This is a genomic window from Robertmurraya dakarensis (assembly GCF_900156875.1).
GTDB lineage: Bacteria > Bacillota > Bacilli > Bacillales > Cytobacillaceae > Robertmurraya > Robertmurraya dakarensis.
On sequence record NZ_LT707408.1, the window covers coordinates 117,143 to 139,039 of the forward strand.

General features: G+C 39.8%; 21 protein-coding genes, 1 pseudogene and 3 riboswitches. Of the genes and pseudogenes, 18 read left to right on the forward strand and 4 right to left on the reverse strand.

The window, feature by feature from the left end; all coding sequences use genetic code 11:
* The first annotated feature begins 757 nt into the window (after positions 1-757).
* From CZ487_RS01555 to cobA, 14 genes and pseudogenes are all read left to right on the forward strand, one after another.
* The gene (locus CZ487_RS01555) at positions 758-1,075 is read left to right on the forward strand and encodes an antibiotic biosynthesis monooxygenase (protein ID WP_077210546.1); all 318 of its coding nucleotides are present in this window, start codon (positions 758-760) and stop codon (positions 1,073-1,075) included.
* Positions 1,076-1,182: 107 nt separating this feature from the next.
* Positions 1,183-1,371: riboswitch (cobalamin riboswitch) on the forward strand.
* Between the two features lie 129 nt (positions 1,372-1,500).
* Positions 1,501-1,684: riboswitch (cobalamin riboswitch) on the forward strand.
* 115 nt (positions 1,685-1,799) lie between these two features.
* The gene (locus CZ487_RS01560; protein ID WP_077210547.1) at positions 1,800-2,180 is read left to right on the forward strand and encodes a (2Fe-2S) ferredoxin domain-containing protein; all 381 of its coding nucleotides are present in this window, start codon (positions 1,800-1,802) and stop codon (positions 2,178-2,180) included.
* Between the two features lie 6 nt (positions 2,181-2,186).
* A pseudogene (locus tag CZ487_RS01565) lies at positions 2,187-2,498 on the forward strand (energy-coupling factor ABC transporter permease); the annotation flags it as partial.
* 163 nt (positions 2,499-2,661) lie between these two features.
* A complete protein-coding gene (gene cobJ, locus CZ487_RS01570; protein ID WP_077210549.1) occupies positions 2,662-4,278 on the forward strand; it encodes a precorrin-3B C(17)-methyltransferase in 1,617 nt (538 codons plus the stop codon).
* Positions 4,279-4,299: 21 nt separating this feature from the next.
* Entirely contained in the window at positions 4,300-5,202 is a 903-nt protein-coding gene (locus CZ487_RS01575) for a sirohydrochlorin chelatase (RefSeq protein ID WP_077210550.1), read from the forward strand.
* Positions 5,199-5,978, forward strand: a complete 780-nt coding sequence (cobK, locus tag CZ487_RS01580) for a precorrin-6A reductase (RefSeq protein WP_077210551.1) — start codon at positions 5,199-5,201, stop codon at positions 5,976-5,978. Before CZ487_RS01575 ends, cobK begins: the two co-directional genes overlap by 4 nt.
* A complete protein-coding gene (locus CZ487_RS01585) occupies positions 5,979-6,629 on the forward strand; it encodes a precorrin-8X methylmutase (RefSeq protein WP_077210552.1) in 651 nt (216 codons plus the stop codon).
* The gene (locus CZ487_RS01590; protein WP_272914181.1) at positions 6,630-7,748 is read left to right on the forward strand and encodes a cobalt-precorrin-5B (C(1))-methyltransferase; all 1,119 of its coding nucleotides are present in this window, start codon (positions 6,630-6,632) and stop codon (positions 7,746-7,748) included.
* Positions 7,732-8,943 (forward strand): bifunctional cobalt-precorrin-7 (C(5))-methyltransferase/cobalt-precorrin-6B (C(15))-methyltransferase, encoded by a 1,212-nt coding sequence (locus tag CZ487_RS01595; RefSeq protein ID WP_077210553.1) that lies wholly within the window; start codon positions 7,732-7,734, stop codon positions 8,941-8,943. Before CZ487_RS01590 ends, CZ487_RS01595 begins: the two co-directional genes overlap by 17 nt.
* The gene (gene cobI, locus CZ487_RS01600) at positions 8,940-9,641 is read left to right on the forward strand and encodes a precorrin-2 C(20)-methyltransferase (RefSeq protein ID WP_077210554.1); all 702 of its coding nucleotides are present in this window, start codon (positions 8,940-8,942) and stop codon (positions 9,639-9,641) included. The genes CZ487_RS01595 and cobI overlap by 4 nt, the downstream gene beginning before the upstream one ends.
* Complete coding sequence (gene cobM, locus CZ487_RS01605; RefSeq protein WP_077210555.1) at positions 9,641-10,414, forward strand: precorrin-4 C(11)-methyltransferase; 774 nt, start codon at positions 9,641-9,643, stop codon at positions 10,412-10,414. Before cobI ends, cobM begins: the two co-directional genes overlap by 1 nt.
* On the forward strand, positions 10,411-11,574 hold the full coding sequence (locus tag CZ487_RS01610) for a cobalt-precorrin 5A hydrolase (RefSeq protein WP_077210556.1): 1,164 nt from the start codon (positions 10,411-10,413) through the stop codon (positions 11,572-11,574). Before cobM ends, CZ487_RS01610 begins: the two co-directional genes overlap by 4 nt.
* Positions 11,561-12,931, forward strand: a complete 1,371-nt coding sequence (locus tag CZ487_RS01615; RefSeq protein WP_077210557.1) for a cobyrinic acid a,c-diamide synthase CobB — start codon at positions 11,561-11,563, stop codon at positions 12,929-12,931. Before CZ487_RS01610 ends, CZ487_RS01615 begins: the two co-directional genes overlap by 14 nt.
* 36 nt (positions 12,932-12,967) lie before the next feature.
* Positions 12,968-13,729, forward strand: a complete 762-nt coding sequence (gene cobA, locus CZ487_RS01620; protein ID WP_077210558.1) for a uroporphyrinogen-III C-methyltransferase — start codon at positions 12,968-12,970, stop codon at positions 13,727-13,729.
* Positions 13,730-13,824: 95 nt separating this feature from the next.
* On the opposite strand, the gene CZ487_RS01625 is transcribed toward cobA, so the two are convergent.
* The gene (locus tag CZ487_RS01625) at positions 13,825-14,385 is read right to left on the reverse strand and encodes an FAD-dependent oxidoreductase (protein WP_077210559.1); all 561 of its coding nucleotides are present in this window, start codon (positions 14,383-14,385) and stop codon (positions 13,825-13,827) included.
* 123 nt (positions 14,386-14,508) lie between these two features.
* Positions 14,509-15,537: an AI-2E family transporter gene (locus CZ487_RS01630; RefSeq protein WP_077210560.1), complete on the reverse strand. Its 1,029-nt coding sequence runs from the start codon at positions 15,535-15,537 to the stop codon at positions 14,509-14,511.
* A 162-nt stretch (positions 15,538-15,699) separates the two neighbouring features.
* Here CZ487_RS01630 and CZ487_RS01635 point away from each other — a divergent pair, with 162 nt between their 5' ends.
* A complete protein-coding gene (locus CZ487_RS01635; RefSeq protein WP_077210561.1) occupies positions 15,700-16,548 on the forward strand; it encodes a hypothetical protein in 849 nt (282 codons plus the stop codon).
* A gap of 46 nt (positions 16,549-16,594) precedes the next feature.
* On the opposite strand, the gene CZ487_RS01640 is transcribed toward CZ487_RS01635, so the two are convergent.
* Together CZ487_RS01640 and CZ487_RS01645 are read right to left on the reverse strand one after the other, a co-directional pair.
* The gene (locus CZ487_RS01640; protein WP_077210562.1) at positions 16,595-17,029 is read right to left on the reverse strand and encodes a Dps family protein; all 435 of its coding nucleotides are present in this window, start codon (positions 17,027-17,029) and stop codon (positions 16,595-16,597) included.
* Between the two features lie 154 nt (positions 17,030-17,183).
* Entirely contained in the window at positions 17,184-18,356 is a 1,173-nt protein-coding gene (locus CZ487_RS01645; protein ID WP_077210563.1) for an FtsW/RodA/SpoVE family cell cycle protein, read from the reverse strand.
* Positions 18,357-18,684: 328 nt separating this feature from the next.
* On the opposite strand from CZ487_RS01645, the gene CZ487_RS01655 reads away from it, so the two are divergent.
* The 3 genes from CZ487_RS01655 (at position 18,685) to CZ487_RS01665 (ending at position 21,897) form a co-directional block, all read left to right on the forward strand.
* Entirely contained in the window at positions 18,685-19,467 is a 783-nt protein-coding gene (locus tag CZ487_RS01655; protein ID WP_337189721.1) for a hypothetical protein, read from the forward strand.
* A gap of 99 nt (positions 19,468-19,566) precedes the next feature.
* Positions 19,567-19,746, forward strand: a riboswitch (cobalamin riboswitch).
* Positions 19,747-19,889: 143 nt separating this feature from the next.
* Positions 19,890-20,870, forward strand: a complete 981-nt coding sequence (locus tag CZ487_RS01660; RefSeq protein WP_077210566.1) for an ABC transporter substrate-binding protein — start codon at positions 19,890-19,892, stop codon at positions 20,868-20,870.
* The gene (locus CZ487_RS01665) at positions 20,836-21,897 is read left to right on the forward strand and encodes a FecCD family ABC transporter permease (RefSeq protein WP_077210567.1); all 1,062 of its coding nucleotides are present in this window, start codon (positions 20,836-20,838) and stop codon (positions 21,895-21,897) included. Before CZ487_RS01660 ends, CZ487_RS01665 begins: the two co-directional genes overlap by 35 nt.

Sequence of the window (21,897 nt, forward strand, 5' to 3'; positions counted from 1 at the left end):
GGTAACGACAGTAACTGCTGTTAATAGATGAAAGCATTGTTCTTTGAACAGTGGGTTCGGATTTCGAATACAAAAACTAAATTAGCATACCTATTAGCAGTCCTATTCGCAACTGAATTAGACTGCTTTTTTTTGTTGATGTATATGGGATTTAATAAAATAAACGGTAAATTGCCCTGAATTTCGCCCCCCTTTTTTGTCGGCATGAAAATTCGCATGCTAATAAATGATATTTAACTATCAGGGGTGGGGATGATGTCTGAGAGGCAGATAATGAAACAGGAAATTCTTTCTTATCCTTAATTGAGTAACTTCTGTTAGCTTAATAAGGGGAGTTTTTCCCGTTAGCCTATAGAATAGGGCTCTGTTCGGGGGATATAAGGGGATTTTTTACCGTTAATGCATAGGAAAATGGTCCATTTTCATGTTTTTTGAGCAAATAGGCGGAATTTTTCCCTCTATTTAATTTATTTTTCGTGCTAATTCCTTAATAAGAGGAATTTCGCCCCTTATTTTAGTAGCTTATTTATGGCAATCCTTGAAGAACTAGAAATCGCTAACCGGTGCTTATCTATAAATTGCTTTTTAATTTTGGTGCGAATTAATATCGTAAAAGCAATGTTAATGCATATTTTGTATTTCAAAAGAACCCGTTGTTCGCTGAACAGTGCTTTTATTGTATATGAAAACCATCTATTGAAATTGATAATCGTTTTCATTTATAATGGTTTTATACATGATGATGGGAGATGTAGCGATGTTTGTGCAAATGAGAAAAATGGTGATAAGTGAAGGACATTCCGATAAAGTTGTTCAACGTTTTAGCAAAGAAGGAATCGTTGAAACACAAAAAGGATTTATTGATATGACCGTAATGGTGAAGAAAGTACGCCGCGGTGATGAAGAAGTGGTAATATTGACTCGCTGGGAGTCTGAAGAGGACTGGAAAAACTGGGAAAAAAGTGATGCTCATATTGCCGGACATAAGGCAAAGCTGGGTCAGCCAAAACCAGAATATATCATTGATTCTGAAGGCGGAAAATACGAAGTAAAGGCAGTTAAAAAGGCAAGATAATAGAGTGAAAAATCAGCTGATTGTGAAGTGTACGAAACAACTCTATTAAAAAATATCCTTGCTCATTGGAAAATAATAGTTTAGTATAGAAAATAGAATTTTTAAAAATTTAATAATCATTTAAAAGTGCTTAAGTTCATTGCTTAAGATAATAGGGAAGACGGTGAAAATCCGTTGCAGCCCCCGCTACTGTAAATGCTGATGAAATTGTCATTCACCCACTGGATTAACCCGGGAAGGGGACAAGAGTAAAATAAGGCATGAGCCAGGAAACCTGCTTTTAAATGACGACAGTATTCATTTTTCGGAGGGAAGGATGATATGGACTTTATGGTTGTATGTTTTTGTTAAAATACATCTTTATTAGCTCATATTAATTTCCCTTAACTATGAAAAGTTAAGGGATTTTTATTTGGATTGAAAACTAAATAACGTAAAACTGAGGTGTGTGGTTACAAGACCGCACTTAATAGGGAAGCACGGTGAAAATCCGTCACGGTCCCGCCACTGTAAAGGAGAGTTTCACTGCTAATGCCACTGATTTTTTTGGGAAGGCGCAGTGAAATGTTGACCCTAAGTCAGGAGACCTGCCTTAAGTTTTTAGTATCAATGTCTACGGGTTATAGGCAGAGATGCGTGTAAGAATGTTGTTTTTGCATTTTTCCAGGCACCTCTTCCTATAGAGGTGCTTTTTTAATGGGAAAAATAAAAGGAGTGACGAAAAGTGACGACATGGAATTTAAACGGTACGAACAGTCACGTATTAATTTGTAATGGATCAAGCTGTATGAGAAAAGGCGGGGAAGAAGTGACGCAGGCAATAAGGGATGAAATATCTCATTTGAATTTAGATGGATTGATTCATACAACAAGGACAAGATGCAATGGCAGGTGCAAAGATGCTTGTGTCGTGATCGTCTATCCAGAGGGAACTTGGTATAAGGCTGTCACCCCAGCGATCGGACGTAAAATTGTTCAAAAGTGTATGAAACCAGAGATGGAACTGCAAGAATCGGTGCTATATCAATATGATTTTGAAAAGTTTATTAAAGTGAACGAACAGTCGATATCGGGGATTGAAAAGCCGGTAAAGATTGGAGGGTAATCAGTCATGAAGAAAAAATCGCTATGGCTATCATTTGCTGTGGTAAGCAGCTTAACAGTATTTTTCTGGAACAATTCGTTCCAGCATGTACACGCTATGCACATTATGGAGGGATTTTTACCAATTGGCTGGGCGCTCCTTTGGTGGTGTCTAACTCTCCCGTTTATCGTAATCGGAATGCGCTCCTTGCAAAGGAAAATAAAAGTAAATCCTGAATTAAAAGCGATGCTGGGGTTAGCGGGAGTATTTGCCTTTGTTTTATCGGCATTGAAGATTCCTTCAGTAACGGGGAGTACATCTCATCCAACAGGAACAGGTTAGGAACCGTTTTATTTATAAGTTTTTAAATATGCCCTCTTAGAAGGGAAAACTATCCGAAAACGAAAGAGGAACTATTTCAATTACTAAAGAGCTATCGACGGTAAAGGATCGATGACATCAAGGTTTTACTAAAAATCGTCTGGAAAGGGAGGAGTTATCGTTGAAAGGAAAACTACTCGTAGTAGGATTTGGCCCAGGAAGTTTTGAACATATAACGAAAAGGGCAGAAGACGCCATTAAGGAAAGCGACTGTATTATTGGCTATAAAACGTATGTTGATCTTATTCGTGGATTGTTGACCCATCAAGAAGTCATTAGTACGGGGATGTCAGAAGAGGTTAGCCGTGCTCAAGCTGCAGTCCGCCTCGCTGAAGAAGGAAAAGTAGTTGCTGTAATTTCAAGTGGTGACGCCGGCGTATACGGAATGGCAGGTCTTATATATGAAGTGCTCATTGAAAAAGGATGGACAGAGGAAAAAGGGGTAGAAGTGGAAGTAATTCCTGGTATTTCAGCCATAAACTCGTGCGCATCTCTATTAGGTGCTCCTGTTATGCATGACGCTTGTACGATTAGCTTAAGTGATCATCTAACACCATGGAAAATCATTGAAAAAAGGATAGATGCGGCAGGACAGGCTGATTTTGTCATTGCCCTTTATAATCCGAAAAGCGGAAAAAGAACGAGACAAATTACAGAAGCGCAAAGAATTCTCTTACAGTATCGTTCCCCTAATACGCCAGTGGGCTTGGTGAAAAGTGCATACAGAGATAGCCAGCATGTTGTGATTACAACCTTAGAAAAAATGCTTGATCATGATATTGGCATGCTGACAACGGTTGTAATTGGAAACTCCTCGACCTTTCTTTATGACAACAAATTAATCACTCCTAGAGGGTATCAACGAAAATATACGCTTGATACGGCTGAACAACGGCTTAAGCCCCATGAAAGATTGAGAAGGGAAAATGAACCATGGGCGCTGCATGAAGGGAAAGAGGAACAGACTGTAGAGAAGGCAATAAACGTTGATAGCCCATTGGATCTAGCGATGGAGGCTTTGATCAAGCTTGATGGACCTAATAAAAGTACAGACGATCAACCTATGAATCCTATGCATGAGAAAGTGGAGTCCATTTTTGAATTAGCAGTGAGCCCTGGAGTCGCGAATAAAAGAATTACTCCAAAGCAGATGCTTGCGATTGCTGAAGTCGTTGGTGAACGTGGAACAATGGAATATACACCACATCATCAAATCATCTTAAGGATTCCAACAGAGGACCCAAGTGATATTACCAGTAAACTTCAAGAAACAGGGTTATTGCTATCACCAACGGGAGATGTCTTTCAATTGAAAGCCTGTGATTTCTGTGATGGAGAAAAGAGTGATCCAATTCCATATGCTGAGGAAATTCAGCAGAAACTGGGCGGTCTCGAATTGCCAAAAGAATTAAGGCTTGGATTTAATGGGTGCGGCATGGCGTGTTACGGGGCAGTAAATGAAGATATTGGAGTGGTCTATCGTAAAGGGAAATTTGATTTGTTCCTCGGTGGAAAAGTGGTTGGGAGAACGGCTCATCCAGCGCAGGCTGTAGCTGAAGGGATACCTCCTGAAGAAATTGTAGGTGTGATTGATACAATCATTCAAGAGTATAAGGAAAAAGGGCACCCGAATGAACGGTTTTTTAAATATTTCAAACGTGTCAGAGAAGTGCAAGGATATCAGCATCGCGATATTGCGCCGGTCATTGAATTAGAACCAGCACCGTGCGGAGATTAAATGGAAAGTAGGGGAAAGGACATGAAAGCTGTTTTATTAGTCGGCCATGGGAGCCGCGATAAGGAAGGAAATGAACAAGTAAGACAATTTATCAAAAAACTAAAGCCACAACTGCCAGCATCGCTCATGGTAGAAACATGTTTTCTTGAATTTGAATCACCAACAGTGGAACAAGGTATAGAAACATGTGTAACTAAAGGAGCAACACATGTTGTGGTGATACCGATCATGCTGCTTCAGGCAGGTCATTCAAAAATTCATATTCCAGCTGCAATAGATGAAGCAAAAGAGCTTTATCCTGAAGTTTCCTTTACATATGGCAGACCAATAGGAATTCATGAAGAAGTTCTTGAAATCCTAGTCCATCGCCTTGAAGAAGCAGGAGAAGCTGTAAATGAGCCTGACAAAGATTCTGCTGTTATTCTATTAGGCCGAGGCGGCAGTGATGCGGACGCCAATAGTGATTTATACAAGATTACTAGATTGCTGTGGGAAAAAGTAAATTACAAAATCGTAGAACCTGCTTTTATGGGTGTTACAGACCCGCTAGTGAAGGAAGCAGTAGAACGCTGCATAAAGCTAGGAGCGAAAAAAGTCGTTATCTTGCCGTATTTCCTTTTTACAGGAATTCTAATTAAACGGCTTGAAGAGATGATCTTTAATTTTGGGAGGGAATTCCCTCAGGTTGAATTCAAGCTGGCAGAGTACTTCGGCTTTCATCCAAAATTGCAAACTATTATTATCGATCGAATTCAGGAGGCACTTCAAGGTGAAGTAAAAATGAATTGTGACACTTGCCAGTACCGAATAGCTGCGATGGAGCATATTGACCATCATCACCATCATCATGATGATCATGATCACGGTCATCATCATCACCATGATCACGTCCATGACCATGAAAAAGAGGCCGAGAAAATATGATTTTATGTTTGGCGGGTACTAGTGACGCAAGAGAGCTGGCAGTTCAGATCAAGGAAGCAGGCTATGAAATCTTAACAACGGTTGTAACAGAAAACGCCTCGATTGAGTTGAAAAGGCAGGGGCTGGATGTTCATGTTGGCCGTCTGGCAGCAGAACAGATGATGGATATGATCAATAAACATCATATCCAAGCTGTAGTGGATGCATCTCATCCCTTTGCAGAGGAAGCTAGTAAAAATGGAATGGAAGCGGCAAAACAGACAAATATACCATATATTCGCTATGAGAGAGATACTCAAAGCTTTGAGGGAGAAGCGATCACTTTCGTTTCAAGTTATGAGGAAGCAGCAGAGCTGGCTGCGGAAAAAAAAGGCGTAATCATGCTGACAACAGGAAGTAAAACTCTACATATCTTTGCTGAAAAGCTGCTAGGTCTTCCTGGAACGAGAATGATTGCCCGAATGCTGCCACGTAAAGATAACATGGAAAAGTGTGAAGAATTGGGGATATCGCAGAAGGATATTATTGCGATTCAAGGACCTTTTACAAAGGAATTTGATGAAGCGCTTTATAAACAGTACGGTGTCACCCTCATGATTACAAAAGAAAGTGGAAAAGTTGGATCGGTAGATGAAAAACTGAAAGCCGCAAAGCAACTAGGGATCGAGACGATCCTCATTAAACGGCCAAACATTGATTATGGAACAAAGTTTTCAAGTTTCAAAGAGCTTATCGCGCACTTAAAACAAACAGTATTCATAAAGGAGGAAGTATAAATGGATTTTCGTACAGAATTTAAACCTATTACTGTGCAGCCGCAGATGATTGAAGTAAAAAGCTTTGAAATGATTGATGAAGAAATTGGGGAGCATTCCTTTACAGAAGAACAATATCCAGTTGTACAGCGGGTAATTCACGCTTCAGCAGATTTTGAATTAGGACGCAGCCTTCTGTTCCACAGGGATGCGATTAAAGCAGGGATCCAGGCAATTCGCAGTGGAAAACGTGTCGTCGCTGACGTGCAAATGATTCAAAGCGGAGTGAACAAGCAAAGAATTGAAAAGTATGGCGGAGACCTCAAAGTTTATATCTCAGACCCGGATGTTGTGGAAGAAGCTAAGCGTCTCAATACAACAAGAGCCATCATCTCGATGCGAAAGGCTATAAAGGAAGCAGATGGAGGAATCTACGCGATTGGCAATGCTCCAACAGCATTATTAGAGCTAATTCGCTTAATCAAAGAAGGTGAAGCTAAGCCTGGGCTTATCATTGGACTGCCTGTGGGTTTCGTTTCTGCTCCGGAATCAAAAGAAGAGCTGGCCAAGCTGGATGTCCCGTTTATTACAAATATTGGACGGAAAGGCGGAAGCACGGTTACGGTTGCAGCTTTAAATGCCATAACGATTATGGCAGAGAAGGTGTTATGATTGCTTCCGACTCCAACACCTGAAGAGTTAAAAAAAATGCGGTCAGGCTTTACAACTGGAGCATGTGCAACAGCTACAGCCAAAGCAGCCTTGACCGCTCTGATTACGAAGGAAGTCCAGACAGAGGCAACGATTTTCCTGCCAGTTGGGAAGTTTGCTAGTTTTACAATCGAAGAATGCGAGATTAAGAGTAACTGTGCAACTGCAGGGACCATTAAGGATGGCGGTGATGATCCTGATGCCACACACGGTGCTTTAATTACAGCAACCGTCAGTTGGTGTGATCAACCAGGAATATCCCTTGACGGTGGTATTGGAGTTGGCAGAGTGACAAAACCTGGGTTGCCAATTGAAGTGGGGAATGCTGCCATCAATCCTGTTCCGCGAAAAATGATTCATGAAGTCGTTGCGGAGGTACTTAATGACTTCGGGATAAACAGAGGAGTCAAGGTAGTGATATCAGTTCCGAAGGGTGAAGAGATTGCGAAGAAGACATTGAATGCTAGGCTTGGCATTATTGGCGGTATCTCCATTCTCGGAACGAGGGGGATTGTGGTCCCATTCTCTACTTCCTCATATAAGGCCTCGATTGTATATGGAATTAAAGTGGCACGTTCAAACGGTGGTGATCATGTTGTCATCACGACAGGGGGCCGAAGTGAGAAATACGGGATAAAAGAATATCCTGAGCTCCCAGAAGAGGCATTTATTGAAATGGGTGACTTTGTCGGTTTTACCCTAAAGGAATGTAAACGTCTCGGTGTGAAGCGTGTCTCAATGGTCGGGATGATGGGGAAGTTTTCAAAGATAGCTCAAGGGGTCATGATGGTTCACTCCAAAAGTGCTCCAGTTGATTTTAATTTTCTGTCAGAGATTGCGGAAAGTGTTGGTGCTCCAGAGGAGCTTCTTGAACAGGTTAGAGGTGCTAATACGGCTTCACAGGTTGGCGATATCATGCTGGAGCATGGATACGATGCTTTTTTTGAAAAGCTTTGTGAACATTGCTGTCGTTCAAGCCTGAGGGAGGTAAATGGTGGTCTCACCATTGAAGTCAGCTTGTATACTCTGAAGGGGCTGTTTTTAGGAAAGGCGGTAATAGAAGATGGCGACGAATATTAAAATGATAGGAATTGGTGCTGAAGGCAGAAACAGTCTGCTGCCTATCTATGAAAAATGGATAGCACAAAGTGAAGTATTAATTGGCGGTGAACGCCAGCTGTTATTTTTTTCAGAATATCAAGGAGAGAAAGTCGCCATTAAGGGCGGCTTAAAGTCGTTATTAGATCGGCTTGAGAGAGAGACGAAAAAAGTAGTAATCCTTGCATCAGGTGATCCGCTTTTTTATGGAATAGGGGGCTATTTGTCTTCCAAAGTGAACCTTGAGATTTATCCTTATGTGAGTTCGATCCAATTGGCATTTGCAAAGATGGGGGAGTCATGGCAGGATGCTAAATTTATCAGTGTTCATGGAAGAAGTATGTCCGGGTTGGCACAGAAGGTCGATGGACAGAAAAAAGTCGTCCTGCTGACAGATCAGGAAAATACACCAGCAAGAATTGCCCGCTATTTACAAGAGTTCGGCATCCATGAGTATAAAGCGTTTGTAGCTGAAAACTTAGGCAGTGAAGATGAAAGGTTTGGCTGGTATGAATTAGATCAAATGATTGATCAAACCTTCTCTCCATTAAATGTCGTGATTCTTAAGAAAGTCGGGGATTCACCGCAATGGACGATTGGAATTGAGGATCATGAATTTTTCCAGCGCAAACCTGATAAGGGGTTAATCACAAAGAAGGAAGTGCGGGTGTTAAGTCTAAGTTCCATGTCTATTCAAAAGGACAGTGTTGTATGGGATATCGGGACATGTACGGGATCTGTTGCGATTGAGGCAGCGAGAATCTGCCGGGAAGGTGCAGTCTATGCCATTGAAAAAAATGAACATGACTTGGAGAATTTCCATCAGAATACGAAAAAATTCAGAACGGATATAACCGTTAAACAAGGGCTTGCTCCAGAGTTTTTAGATGAATTTCCTGATCCAAATGCTGTTTTTATCGGCGGAACTGCCGGGGGAATGGAAAAAATTCTGGATGTGTGCTGCGGAAGGTTAAAACAGAAAGGCAAAATCGTCTTAAATGCGGTCACGATTGAAAACTTAATGGAGGCTGTTACAGCATTTAAGGATAGAGGTTTTGAAGTATCTATCAATCTCGTTCAAGTATCGAGAAGCAAACCGATCCTTCATTTAACTAGATTTGAAGGATTGAATCCAGTTTATATTATTACTGCAGAACGCAAGGAGGAAGTATCGTGATCGGAACATTATATGGACTAGGTGTAGGTCCGGGAGATCCGGAATTGATTACCGTGAAAGCATTTCGGACATTAAAGGAATCCCCGGTGATCGCCTACCCGAAAAAACGAAAAGGCAGCAAAAGCTACGCTCATCAAATTATTGATGTCTATGTTAATCCAGGAGAAAAGGAAATGCTTGGACTCGTGTTCCCAATGACAAAGGATGCTGCAACGCTAGAACGGGAATGGACAAACACGGTAGAAGTAGTCTGGGAGAAATTAAAGGATGGAAAAGATGTAGCATTTGTCACAGAGGGGGATCCCTTATTATACAGCACCTTCATCCATATGATGAATCTGATGAAAGAACGTCATCCGGAGGCCGTAATAAAAACGGTACCGGGGATTTCTTCAATCAATGGGGCCGCTTCAAGACTTGGGATTCCGCTTGCCGAAGGAGACGATCATGTGGCGATTATTCCTGCAAGAGATGACTATGAAACTATGAAAAAAGCGATCGTTGAAAATGACTGTATCATTTTTATAAAGGTGGCAAAGGTAATGGATATCATGCTTTCTATTCTTCGCGAGCTAGATTTGCTTGATAAAGCATCTGTTGTCACAAAAGTCACCTCGCAGGAAGAGGTCATCTGGAACATGGAAGAATTGGAGCATGCAGAGCTTGAATATTTAACGTTAATGGTGGTGAGAAAATAATGAAAATATATATCATTGGAGCTGGTCCAGGAGCTCCCGATTTAATTACCGTCAGAGGACTGAAACTTTTACAAGAAGCAGATGTGGTCATGTACGCAGATTCTCTTGTGAGTGAAGAATTAATAGATCAAGCAAAGCCAGGGAGCGAAGTGTTAAAAACGGCGGGAATGCATTTAGAAGAAATGGTAGAGATTATGGAAAACCGCGTAAGAGAAGGAAAAAAAGTCGTACGTGTTCATACAGGTGATCCTGCTGTCTATGGTGCGATTATGGAGCAGATGGTTCTTTTAAAAGAGAAATCAATAGATGTTGAGATAGTCCCAGGCGTTAGTTCGGTGTTTGCTTCGGCTGCAGCGGTAGGAGCTGAGTTAACGATTCCAGACTTAACGCAAACCGTAATCTTAACAAGGGCAGAAGGCCGTACCCCTGTACCGGAACATGAAAAATTAAGAGATTTGGCGAAACATCATTGCACGGTGGCTTTATTTTTAAGCGCGACGTTAACGAAAAAAGTAGTGAAGGAATTTCTCGATGCAGGCTGGAGTAAAGAGACGCCGGTTGCGGTTGTGTATAAAGCGACATGGCCAGATCAAAAAATTCTGCGGACGACTTTGGAGCATCTAGATGAACAAATGAAGGTAAATGGAATGAGGAAACAGGCGATGATTCTTGCAGGCTGGGCTCTTGATGAGAATATTCATAAAAAGGATTATCGTTCGAAGCTATATGATAAGGAGTTCACGCATGGCTTTAGAAAAGGAGTGACAGGATGACTCTTGTTCTTGAAGAGGGAAAGGAAATTTCTGTTGGGGCAAATGGGGCATATGCAATTGTCGCGATTACAAAGCATGGAGTGGAAATAGCGAGGAAGCTTCTTGGCTCTTTTCAGGGGGCAGACCTTTATTATATGAAAAAGTTTGAAAAAGGGGACGAACTCGAGCGCGATATTAGGATGTTTGATGGCAGTGTCCGCTTGTTACTTCCAAGTCTTTTCAAAGAATACAAAGGAATCGTTTGTATCATTTCATTAGGAGCGGTCGTTAGAATGATTGCCCCCTTGTTAATAGACAAAAAGACCGATCCTGGAATTGTCGTTATTGATGACAAAGGGGAAAATGTCATTAGTGTGCTGTCAGGCCATCTGGGCGGGGCGAATGAGTTAACGATAGAAGTGGCTGAAATGCTTGGGGCAAATCCGATTATTACGACAGCCTCTGATGTGCAAAAAACAATACCTGTTGATTTATTTGGTAAAAAATTCGGCTGGGTCTGGGATTCAGCAGAGAAATTAACACCTGTAAGTGCGTCTGTAGTAAATGAAGAACAAATAGCGATTGTTCAAGAGTCCGGTGAAAAAGACTGGTGGCATTATGATCGCCCTCTGCCTCCAAATATGACGCTGTATGGCAGTGTAGAAGAAGCTCTAGATCATGAGTTTGATGCTGCGCTTGTGATTACCCATCGATTGTTGTCCCAAAAGGAACAAGAAATATTACATAACGGGGTAGTATTTCGTCCGAAAGTGATTGTGATTGGCATGGGCTGTAATAGAGGTACAAAGCCGGAAGAAATTCAGTCTGTTATAATGGACACATTACAAGAGTTGAATTTTTCAACTAAGAGTGTAAAGGCCCTTTGCACGATTGACCTTAAGAAAGACGAAGAAGGTTTGTTAGAAACTGTTCAGAAGTTTGGCTGGGAATTCATTACGTATACACCGGAAGAACTGAACAGTATACATATTGAGCAGCCATCGGATACGGTTTTTAAGTATACAGGGGCGTATGGTGTGAGTGAGCCTGCTGCTCTTCTTTACAGTGGTGCAGAAGGGCTGAATCTTGTGAAAAAGAAGTCTGGCAATGTAACGATATCTGTCGGCTTGATATCTAATCACCCTAGTGGGAAGGGGAGCTTTACACATGACAGAAAATAGACTAGTGATTGCTGGAACCGGCAGCGGAGTTGGAAAGACAACTTTAACGATTGGGTTAATGTCAGCATTGAAAAAAAGAGGATTAACTGTTCAAGGATTTAAGTGTGGTCCTGATTATATTGACCCTACCTATCATACCGCTGTTACAGGACGTCCTTCTCGTAATTTAGACAGTTGGATGCTCCCTGAACAAACCGTTAAAGAGATTTTTCAATTAGGGAAAAGAGATGCGGATATATCGATTATTGAAGGTGTAATGGGCTTTTATGATGGAAAAAATCCACTTAGTAATGCAGGAAGTACAGCAGAAATTAGTATGATCCTGGAAAGCCCCGTCATACTTGTAGTCAATTGTGCAAGTATGGCCCGCAGTGCTGCTGCGATTGTAAAGGGATTTCAAACCCTTGCTGACGGACCTAATATTGTGGGGGTCATCGCTAACCGTGTCGGCAGTGAGGGTCATTTTAAATTGGTCAAAGCTGCGATTGAACAGGAATGCCAAGTACCTGTCATTGGGTATTTAAAAAGAGAATCTGATATTGAGATTCCTGAGAGACATTTAGGGTTAATTCCATCTATTGAAAGAGGAGAACTAGACTCATTTTTTGATAAATTAGGAGAGCTTATTGAAGAGACCATCGATCTTGAACAATTATTAGAAATATCAAAAGCACAGCCTTTACGTATTGAAGAGCCTTCTTCTCTATTTATAAAAAAGAAAGAGGCAGCCGTTAAGATTGCTGTTGCTAAGGATGCGGCCTTCAATTTTTATTATCCAGAAAACTTAGAAATACTGGAAGCGCAAGGAGCTGAAATCGTTTATTTTTCTCCTTTGAATGGTGAGTGCTTGCCTGATGGCATACATGGACTTTATTTAGGAGGCGGATTTCCGGAGGAGTTTGCTGAAATTTTATCAAAGAATGAAGAGGTTAAACGTTCTATTGAGAAGGCGATTCAAGCGGGCCTTCCAACGCTGGCAGAATGCGGGGGGTTCATGTACCTAACAGATTCGATCCAAACGACCGATGGAGAGATATATGAAATGGCAGGAATACTGCCGGGAAAAGTAAAAATGCAGACTACATTAGCCGCCCTTGGATACCGAGAAGTGACCGGCGGAGAAGGCAATTATTTATTGCCTGAGGGAACAAAGGCCAGGGGACATGAGTTTCATTACTCCTCTTTTCACGCTGAGGATGATTCTGTACCGCATGCCTATATTACGAAAGGGATGAGAGGGGAGAAAAAGGAAGGCTGTATGCTTTTTAATTTAATTGCAGGTTACACGCATTTTCATTTTGCCTCATGCCCAGAAATGGTTGAAAATTGGTTAAAGAAAATAGAAGATCAAAGCTAATTATTGGTTTATTTTATAAAAAGAAGGGGAAAAGACATGGAAAAGGGAATCGTCTATCTTGTAGGTGCAGGACCTGGAGACCCGAAGTTAATTACGGTTTATGGGCTTGAGTGTATTCAAAAAGCGGATGTGATTGCATATGACCGGTTAATTAATAAGGAATTATTAAAACACGCGAAAAGTGATGCGGAGTTAATTTTTGTAGGAAAGTCACCGGGAAAACACGCGCTAATACAAGAAGAAATTCATGAATTATTAATCTCTAAAGCGCAAGAAGGAAAAATCGTTACCCGTTTGAAGGGTGGAGATCCTTGTGTGTTCGGAAGAGTCGGTGAAGAGGCTGAGGTGCTTGCAGAAGCGGATATTCCATATGAAATTGTTCCAGGTATAACAGCAGGAATAGCCGCACCAGCTTATGCAGGTATTCCTGTGACACATCGCGATTACGCAGCTTCCTTTACGATTGTAACGGGTCACGGCAGACAGGAAAAAGGGATGGATAACATCAACTGGGAAGCACTGGCCAAAGGAAGCGATACGATTGCTTTTTATATGGGAGTGGGAAACTTAAAGCATATTTGTACACAGCTCATAAACTTTGGCAGATCTAAACATACTCCAGCAGCCGTGATTCAATGGGGAACAACGGAAGAGCAAAGAACGGTAGTAGGAGATTTAGCTACTATTGAATCCATTGTTCAAGAGGCTAAAATAACGCACCCGGCGATCGTCTTAGTTGGAGAAGTTGTTAAATTGAGAGAGAAAATTCAGTGGTTTCAGGAAGGAATCAGAGTTTGATCAATCGTTTGATTAAATTCGTTATGATAAAAATAAATACATAGTGCAGGGGAAACAGCGAAGGAGAGGGTCAGAGCCCTCTCCTCTTATTATTTTTATTTTAATACATCATGATCTACATAGCGTTCACCATTTAGTTCACTTACAATATTAAACGCAACCTTCGCACCATCACCAGCTGTAATAATGGTATGTACGCTTACCCCCGCACATGTTCCGGCAGCCCAAATTCCGTTAATATTTGTTTTGCCTGCCTGATCCACATCAAAGATTGTTTTCACTCTTGGTTCTGTACCGTCCTTTGTTTGGACACCAGCTTTTTCGCCAAGGTCTACTGAAAACCCAGTAGCAAGAATGACATGCTTTGCACTGTATTCACCATTTTCTGTTTTCACTGTAAAACCGTTCTCGTTTGATTGAAGTTCTGCTGCATCTTCTTGGATAATTTCTGCGCCAAATTTTTTCGCTTGGTTTTTCCCTGTCTCAAGGAGATCAGGACCTGAAATTTCAGCTACACCGTAATGATTTTCGACCCATGCGCGTTTTGTGACACTCTTGTCATTATCAAGTATTAATGTTTTCTTCCCAGCCTTTGCCGTAATTAGTCCAGCACTTGCACCTGCAGGACCTGCACCGATAATTAGAACATCATACATTTTGATACCCTCCTATTATGATGAATAGTTACACCATCATCTTAACAAAAAACATTCTTCAATTCCCAGTATTTGCTTACAAGAGTAATTTAATTTCAGATGAAAGAAAAAAGTCTCAGAAGCCTAATCTTTCTGAGACATCTCTTCATTTACACCAACACTTTTAACTCCAAGTATATCAAGGAGGAAAACGAATACTGGGATCCCTACGATTAATCCCCAAACTCCAAAAAAGTGCTCTCCGAAAATCAAAACAATGAACGTGTAGAAAACTGGCAGATTTGTTTTGGATGACATCAGTTTTGGATTTAATATATAGGCTTCGATCGCATGGATCACCATGATAACAATGAGAATATAGATAATATAGACGAATCCACCGACTGTATATGCGATTAAACAAAGTGGAAAAAGGGAGATAATCACTCCAGCAACAGGGATAAGTCCGAGTAAAAAGACCATAAGAGATAATCCCAATAAATGTGGGAAATCCATAATCCATAACGCTAGAGTCGTAAGTGCGCAGTTGACAATAGCAATCATAAATTGTGCTTCAAGTACCTTCCCAAAGGTTAAAACAAACTTTCTTCCAAAGAACTCAATTTCATTGTAAAACGCAGCCACTTTGCTATATTTAAACTTTTTTGTGAAATCTATTAATCTTGGTTTCTCTAATAAAAAGAATAGGGACAAGATAAGTGATATAAAGACTTGTACACCAATCGTACTAATGTCCGTAAAGGATTTAAAAAGAAAATTGACGCTTTGTTCAATATAATCTGTTAACCCCTTCTCTTCAACCATTCTGACTAAGTAATTGAAAAATACATTATCATGTGGTTTGAGATAAAATGCCTGAAGTTGTTCGATTAACTGCGTAATCTCCGATAAGATAACCGGCAGGTACTTGGCAATTCCATATGATAACAACCCGATAATCGTCAGGTATGAGAATAATACGGTGAAATTCCTGTTTATTGTGACTTTTCTGGTTATAAGTCCAACTAGCCTGTCCATTAAAAACGAAAAGATAAACGTGAGTAAAATAACATTGATCATACTTTTTAAAGTGATTAAAGCTAGGACAATTATGGCAAATATAACGATTCTTTTTACACCGTTTTTCTGAAAAAAATGACTTATGTTTTCCATTGATTTTACAGTTTTCCTTCCGCTTTAAAATAAGTGAATAGCATAAAGATGATACATATATTTTAGCATATTATCCTCATCACTATGTGATTCTTTTTGCATATTTTAGCTTCATTGTTCAAAAGCTAAGCAATATGGATGAACATAGGAGTGAGGGATGTAATGAAACGCAAAAAGAGAAATATTTTCCCGTTCGTGATATTGACGGTTACCCATTTATTTCTGCTGCTGTACACCCTCATAAAAAACAAAAACAAAAGAACACTGATAAGTTTATTGTTCTCAAACATAGGGCTTGCTTATGTATTCGAGTATATAATTCTTAATCTATTACAAGCTTACCGATACAAAATAAAAGTTTTTAATGAACCCTACTTTAATAACATCTTCGGTGCAATTTTATCCCAAGCAATATTTATCCCTTTTACAGCCGTTTTCATTTCAGCTTTTCGTCTCAAGTGGAGAGGGAAGGCAGCTTTTATTTTCTATTTTCACATTATTGAACAACTTTTTGTAAAAATAAAGGTCTACAGAACCAACTGGTGGAGTCCCTTTCTAACATCATCATTACTTCCAATTTATTTCTATATAAGTGATAAATGGTATGAATTGCTAAAGGAAGGGTCGAGTCTTATTAAGATGATGTCCCATTGGCTTGCAAATTTAGTAATAGTAACAAATCTGTTATTTGTATTGGTGTTGACCCGCCAATTACGATTTGGAAGAGGGAGGTATCATTCATTAAAAGAGCATTTTAAGATTGCTCCTCTATACGCGATTGGTCATTCGGCTATCTCTACTTGGTGTGTATGGAGAAAGGGGTATTTCGGGTTAATGCTGTCCATCCTAGTAGCTGCTGGAATGGATTGGGTGCTTTATAAGAAAAGAGTCGTGAAACATAGCTTTATCATTCCCGGTTTGAACCTATATCTACATGCATTTCTAAGTTTTGGCACGGCGTGGTTTAAGAAAATGCTCAATAGGGTAGGAAAGAATGAAGGAAGGGCTTAATAAAAAAGCCAGTGATAATAGTCACTGACTTTTTTTATTGGTTCGTTTATTCTCCTAAGTAGGCTGTTAACATCCATACATGTGTATCGATTTTTTCAATAAGGCCAACAGCAAGGTCATTTGTAATAACATCATTATTTTCTTCAGCAAGTTCTGCTAATTGGACAAGTTGTTCCTTGATGGCTTTGTAATCTGTCACAAGTGCAGCAACCATTTCACTAGCTTTCGTTTCATTATTTGTTTCAGTTAATGTAGCAGTTTCTAAGTATTCTTTCATTGTTGCTACTGGTTCACCGCCGATTGCCAGCAAACGTTCAGCAAGCTCATCAACGACAAGTCCGGCTTCGTTATATAACTCTTCAAATTTTTCATGAAGGGTAAAGAATAAAGGTCCTTTTACATACCAGTGAAAGCGGTGAAGCTTCGTATAAAGAATATTCCAGTTTGAGATTTGTACGTTCAATTCTGTTTGTAATTTCATAATAAAATTCCTCCTCTGTATGTCTATGATTTAATTATAACAAAGATTAAATAAAAATCAATATTAAATTATAATTATTTTTTATTAATAATTATTATAAATAAAACAACCCCTAAGATTCAAACTTAGGGGTTTACTGTGCTTTAGTGCGGTGTTACTTTGGCTCCGAACCAAACATATATGTCTTATGATGATACCTCATGCTAAAAATAAGGCCCATGGCAAACATATTGCCCATCAATGAACTTCCACCATAGCTGATAAAAGGCAGGGGAATTCCGGTAATTGGAAGTATTTGAATCGTCATTCCGACATTTTGGAAAACATGGAATGTAATCATACTGATGATGCCCACACAAATATACGAGTTGAATGGGTCTCCTGTGTCTAAGGCTGTCTTTGTTAAATGGTAGATTAAAATAAAGAATAACCCGATGACAAAGCTGGCTCCAGCAAAACCATATTCTTCTCCAATTACACTAAAAATAAAGTCGGTATGGCTTTCGGGAATGTAGACGACACGTTCACCAAAACCTCTCCCTGTTAATAACCCGGATCCAATTGCCTGCAGGGATTTATACAAATGATAACCGGCCCCGCTTTGGAAGCTTTCCGGATCAAGCCAGGAATAAATACGATTAAACTGGTAAGTTTCTACTCCTAAGTACTTCTCAAGAATTTCCGGAGCCCATATGACAAAGTAAAGAATGGTTCCAGCAAAGGTTGTGCCTAAAGCAAAAACAGGCAGCATTAGCTTCCAAGTGATTCCGGACACTAGGAGCATGCCAATAAAAATAGCTATAATCACTAACGCCGTTCCTAAATCCTGTACAACAATCAGACCGAGAGGTACAAGGGTGACAACGAGGAGCTTTAAGAATAAGTAAAAATCAGTATGTATGGTTTTTGCTGTGTTTTTCTCTTGGTGATCACAGATGAGCTTACTGAGCAGTATGATTAAAAAAACCTTCATAAACTCGGATGGCTGGATGGAACCAATACCTGGAAGAACGAACCAGCTCTTTGCCCCATTTCGAATGGGTGCAATAGATTCAGGTGCAACAATTAATGCGGCTAGCAGGAGGATTCCGAATCCATATAAATACCAGCTTAATTTACGGTATTGATAGCTATCAAATAGCATAACAAATGCAACGATGACGGATCCGATAAAGTAATAAAGAATCTGGCGCAGAAAGTAATTTTCATTATATTGCTCAGTTGTTTGGGCACTGTAAATAGCACTGCAACTAATTAGAAAAAACAAAAATAAAATAAAACATAAAGTCCAATCAAATTTTTCCGCTACTATTTGCTTTTTTCCCATGGATGAACACCTATTCTCTTATTATCTCTTTTTTTTGAATGAAGAATTTCATTGGTGGAAGGGCTTTCTTTATCCTATCAAAGAAGAAATTGGCTTACAATCAAACTAGATATCTTTTCTTCTACTTAATTATATTAAAACACCATAATAATAGACGTTTAAAATGGGAAGATAGTTTCGATTTACAACCGTTAAAATTTGTTTACATTTTCGTGGGGAATAAGATTTTGTTGAAGAATTTTGTTAATATAAGAATTAGATATGGAATGCGAGAAACAGTTTCCGAAGAAGCTGTTTCTTTTATATAGCTTATAACGGCTCGGAGGTGATGGTAGTGAAAAAGAGCAACAGTAATATGCGGAACCTTGTATATGTTCACTTGAATGAAAGCAATCAGTATGTTCTAACATGTGGAATTGAATTTTCAGAGTTTGCCCAATCACTTTCTGGTCTGATGAATCAGGTGCTGTTATTAAAACACCAGTTTGATGACGGCGATTTTAACATGCATACTCTGTTGGAGTACGTCCCAAATGAAAGAATAGGAAAGCTGGCGAAGGAAAATGTCGATACATATGGTGATTTTTGCTGGATTGACTTTGAAGAAGTGGAAGGTCTTGATGAATTAACCAATCAAGAACTGGCAGAGCTTCTTTATTTAGGTCACAGAAAGGAACATTTAAAGACTCCTTTTTATCAAAAGTTAAGAAATCGTTTTGTCTACTTAGCTCATGATGACGGCTGGTGGAATAAAGTATATTACCGAAATATGAAGGATTTTTACCGTATGCTCGGGGGTGCTTTATCAGAGAAATTAACCGATAAAAAGCTGGAAAAAAATCTGTTAGGTATTAAAAAAAGACGAACCTTTCCTAATATCCCGATTGATATTCTGTTAAATATAAAGACGATGATGAAGGAAGGGATTTTAATTTCAGTCAAAGATGCTGCACAAAGCAGGCTTAGGGTGGAGATTCCAATCTGGGTTATCGGAGATTTCAGCAATATGGATGATATGTACGAGGAATATGAAAAAGTAGGGCAGGATAAGGCAGACGCAAAACTAGTATTTGATAAGAAGACAAAAGAGTGGAAAATCTATTCAATATAAAATGATCTTCAGTAGTTATGGCGAATTTTGCACCTTATTGTAAAAACTTTATTTTTTTAAAAGAATTTTAGTGTATAATCAAAGTTAACTAAAACTTCATAAAATTTATAAGTATAAGGTGTCTTTTTTAAGACTTAATAGGGAAGTTGGTGAAAATCCAACGCGGTCCCGCCACTGTAATTTGGGAGCATGCTGAAAGTAACCACTGTTGAAAAACGGGAAGGTACAAGCGATGCGATGACCATAAGCCAGGAGACCTGCCTCATATACGTTCACCCGATAACCTACGAGGATAGGAGAGGTGCTTGGCAGGCTTTATGCCTAATTGCATACTATTGTGATTAAACCAACATCTCCATACTTTATGTGGGGATGTTTTTTATTGCTTCATGAAGTTTTTACATAATTGAGGAGGAATTTAAATGAAGAAAAAATGGTTTTCGTTTTTAATCTTGTTTTTACTAACTGCCGTGGTCCTATCTGGCTGTGGCGGGGGAGAAACGCCGGTCCAGGACGAACAAACAGGTGAACAAAAGGAGGAAAAAGCTGATCAAACAGAAGAGACAGCATTTCCAGTAACGATTAAGGATGCAAATGATCAAGAGGTTACGATTGAGGCAGAACCTGAAAGAATCGTCTCACTTGTTCCAAGTAATACAGAAATAGCTTTTGCCCTAGGATTAGGTGATGAAATCGTAGGTGTTTCTGATCATGATAATTATCCGGAAGAAACCGCAGAAAAAGAGAAAATCGGCGGAATGGACATGAATATTGAAAAAATCATTTCGTTACAGCCTGATCTTGTACTAGCACATGAGTCTGCATTACATAGCTCAGAAGCAGGGCTTCAGCAATTAAGAGATGCAGGCATTACGGTCCTCGTGGTCAATGAGGCAGTAAACTTTGAGACCGTGTACGATTCTATTTATATGATTGGGAAAGCTACAGGTAAGCCGGAAGAAGCAGAAGAAATCGTAACGACTATGAAAGAAAGAGTTGAAAATGTTAGAACGAAAGCTGCGGAAATAACGGAAAAGAAATCAGTTGTTTTCGAAATTATGCCTGCTCCGGATATTTATGTTGCAGGAAGCAACACATTTATGGATGAGATTTTAACAATAATTAATGCTGAAAATGCCGTAGGAGATCTTGAGGGCTGGCCAAAGATAAATGAAGAAACGATGATAGAAAGAAATCCGGACATTATTATTACGACATACGGCCACTATACAGAGAATCCGGTAGAACTTGTCCTAAAGCGAGATGGATGGCAGGATGTTAACGCTGTTAAAAACAAACAAGTATATGATGTCGTTTCAGATCATATAGCTCGTTCAGGCCCAAGGCTTGCTGAAGGGGTAGAGGAAGTTGCCAAGGCAGTTTATCCAGAAGTTTTTAACTAAAAATAAATTCATTGCCTATGCGCTGGCAGTCTGTTTTTTAATTGTGACGATTCTTTTAGGAATTTCAATCGGAACGGTTTCTGTTCCAGTGTTAAGTATCATTCACATTATCGGTTCTAACCTTTTTCCGTTTTTATCCATTGGTGAAATGGATGCCATGCATGAAACGATTGTAATCAGTATTAGATTGCCGCGGGTAATCTTGGCTGGACTTGTTGGTGCCGCTCTTGCAATAGCCGGAGCGGCCTTTCAAGGGCTTTTGCGGAATCCATTAGCAGATCCCTATACATTGGGAGTATCATCAGGTGCTTCTGTAGGTGCAGTGATGACGCTGTTTTTTCATATATCGATCCCTTTTATTGGTTCTTTTACATTGCCGCTCCTAAGCGTTTTTTGTGCATTTATCACCATTATGATTGTTCTTGCGTTCGCCCGGAAAATTGATCGATCCATGAGGGTGGAAACGATTATTTTAACCGGAATTATCTTTAGTTCATTCCTGGGTGCTGTCATTTCGCTAATGATTGCGTTAACGGGAGAAGAATTGAGGCAAATCATTGGCTGGCTTCTTGGAAGTGTATCCATGCGTGGATGGGATTATATAAAGATTTTCCTGCCATTTTTTGTGCTTGGTGCTGCGATTCTTGCTTTTAATGGGAAAGAGTTAAATGCTATGTCATTTGGTGAGGAACGTGCCCAGCATTTAGGTGTAAACGTGGCTAAAAGAAAAATGATTGTTTTATTGGCTGGTTCCATACTAACGGGAGCAGCGGTTGCAGTTTCTGGAACAATTGGGTTTGTTGGGCTTGTCATTCCCCATTTAACAAGACTTATTTGGGGGCCAGACCATACTCATTTACTGCCGCTATCGATTTTAACAGGCAGTGGTTTTTTAATTCTGGCTGATTTGGTCGCAAGGACGATTATTTCTCCAGTTGAACTGCCAATAGGCGTGATTACAGCTTTAATTGGAGCTCCTGTTTTTGCGGTCATTTTAATGAAGAGAAGAAGTGAAAGAAGTGGATAA